This is a genomic window from Komagataeibacter europaeus LMG 18890 (assembly GCF_000285295.1).
Classification (GTDB): domain Bacteria; phylum Pseudomonadota; class Alphaproteobacteria; order Acetobacterales; family Acetobacteraceae; genus Komagataeibacter; species Komagataeibacter europaeus.
In genome coordinates this window covers 1-2298 of the sequence record NZ_CADP01000225.1, presented here as the reverse complement: position 1 = coordinate 2298, position 2298 = coordinate 1, and the positions used below count along the sequence as shown (strand labels likewise).

Sequence of the window (2298 nt, the reverse complement as noted above, 5' to 3'; positions counted from 1 at the left end):
CGGACGTTTATCGAAAGAAAGATTTATGACAGCTGATCTCGAGCAAGCCGGATATACGAGTCTCCAAATGGTTGAAGGGCTGGCGGATAAAGCCGCGGCAGTTCTGGAAAATTTGAGGGAAAGCGCTGTTGCCGCGCGAGCCGGCGAGCGACGAGAACCGACATTTCAGATTGGCCAGGCTGCAGAACTCGTAGGCCGGACGCCCGCAGCCATACGCGACGCAGAAAAGGATGGTCGTCTACCCAAACCTGAACGGGGAGCCAATAACAGGCGTGTGGGATATACGCTTGAACAGGTCAACGACATGCGCGGGATCTTTGGCACGCGTCCGTGGCGTGATCCAGGCGACCCGCCGGCAATCATAGCTGTTCAAAACTTTAAAGGCGGTGTCGGGAAATCAACGGTTGCTGTTCACCTTGCGCAATATCTCGCGATCCAAGGCTATCGCGTGGCGCTGATCGATTGTGATAGCCAAGCGTCAGCAACAACGCTCTTTGGTTACGTGCCAGATTTAGACCTTACTGATGATGAGACGCTTTATCCGTTTTTGCGGCACGATGAACGTTCGTCACTGAGCTACGCGCTCAAACCTACGCATTTCGATGGTCTATATCTGATACCGTCTAATCTGCGGCTGTTTCAATCTGAGTATGAAATCGCCGCGCGGATGGCTCAGGGCGAGCCTGGGCTTGTGGATCGGTTGTCGGTAGGGCTGGCGTCTATAGCGCCAAATTTTGACGTTATAATTATGGATCCTCCTCCTGCCTTGGGAGCAATCTCGCTTTCTGTGCTGAGGGCAGCAAATGCATTGGTCGTTCCGGTGCCCCCGACAATTATGGACTTTTCGTCAACGACGGCCTTCCTGTCGATGCTGGAGGAGACATTGCGGACGCTAGCGCAGTTTGACAGGGCTCCTTCTCTAGAGTTTCTCAAATTCGTGGCTTCTCGGGTTGAAGAGAACAAATCGATTCACAAGGAACTTATCAAGTTGATGCAGGCTATTTTCGGCCATCATCTAGTTAGAGCCCCTCTGAAAAATTCTGCTGAAATCGACAATGCCACAGCTCGACTCATGACTGTGTACGAACAGCAAGGAGCGATCACAAGCAAGTCGGTTCGTGATCGCTGCCTTACCTATCTGAACGCAGTGTGTAAGGAGCTTGAAACAGATATTCGGGGAATGTGGCCTAGTCATCAGGAGCGGCTTCGCAAGGAAGGACTGGTGTAATTTTTTCTTGGAGATGGCGGTTCATTGAACTCTCGCAAATCGTCAATTTCTGAAAATTGCAACGTTGCAATTTTGGATTGGTGGCGGAGCGAGAAGCGAAGCACGCATTTTCAAAGCATTATTCGAACTTTTTGCAGGTCGAGTAATGTGAAAAAGGAGGGATAAATGTCGGGGAAAAACAGGGCTTTTGCGGACGGCTTAACAGCTGCAATTTCAGGCGTAACCGGTAGACAAGGCCAGTCTCGTCCAAATCGGTCAATCATTAATGATCGTACTAACCGATTAGCAGAAGTTGCTAGCGGTAAAGTTGTTACTCGTACTCACGAGTTTATTGACCCTGCACGATGCAAAATGTGGGAGGGTCATAATCGTGATTACGCCGCGTTGTCTTATGAAAACTGTCGCGAACTTATCGAAAGCATTCGTGCGCAGGGACGCCAAGAAGTTCCGGCCATCGTTCGGCGATTGACCAACAACCCAGATTTTGATTTCGAAGTGATCTGTGGCGCACGNCGGCATTGGTCTGTTTCGTGGCTTAACGCCAATAATTATCGTGACATTAAGTTCCTTGTTGAGCCTCGTGAAATGGAGGACGAGGAAGCCTTCCGTATTGCGGACCTAGAAAATAGGGCGCGTGAGGATCTTACCGATTACGAGCGCGCAAAGGATTACTTGTTGGGTCTTGATCGGTACTATCATGGTCGCCAAAAAACGATGGCAGATCGGTTGAACGTCTCTGAAGCATGGTTAAGCCGGTACCTCGACCTTGCTAGATTGCCTGAAGCAGTCACTCGGGCATTTGTTAGCCCGCATGATATTCGGCTTAAGCATGTGATGCAGATAAAGCCCCTTATTAAAGACAGTGCATCACGCGAAGTGGTCTACGAGGCTGCTGAACGTATTGCTGCGTTGCGAAGCAAAGATCAGAACTACCTTGTGGAACCTGCTGCAGTGGCTCGCGAACTCGAGAATGCGGTAGCAACGGAACTGGGACATCTACGTCGCGGCAGCGCGCGCTCGCCTAAACGTGGCGCCGTTGCTATCACTCGCGATACGGATGGCAAAGAGAT

Annotated in this window: 2 protein-coding genes; both read left to right on the top strand. The window is 50.8% G+C overall.

Translation table 11 applies throughout. From position 1 onward, the window contains the following. On the top strand, positions 1 to 1228 hold a 1228-nt coding region (locus GEU01_RS20900; protein ID WP_232272652.1), incomplete at its 5' end, for an AAA family ATPase. Positions 1229 to 1393: 165 nt separating this feature from the next. After that, the coding region (locus GEU01_RS25285; protein ID WP_081500052.1) for a ParB/RepB/Spo0J family partition protein at positions 1394 to 2298 on the top strand (905 nt) is incomplete at its 3' end.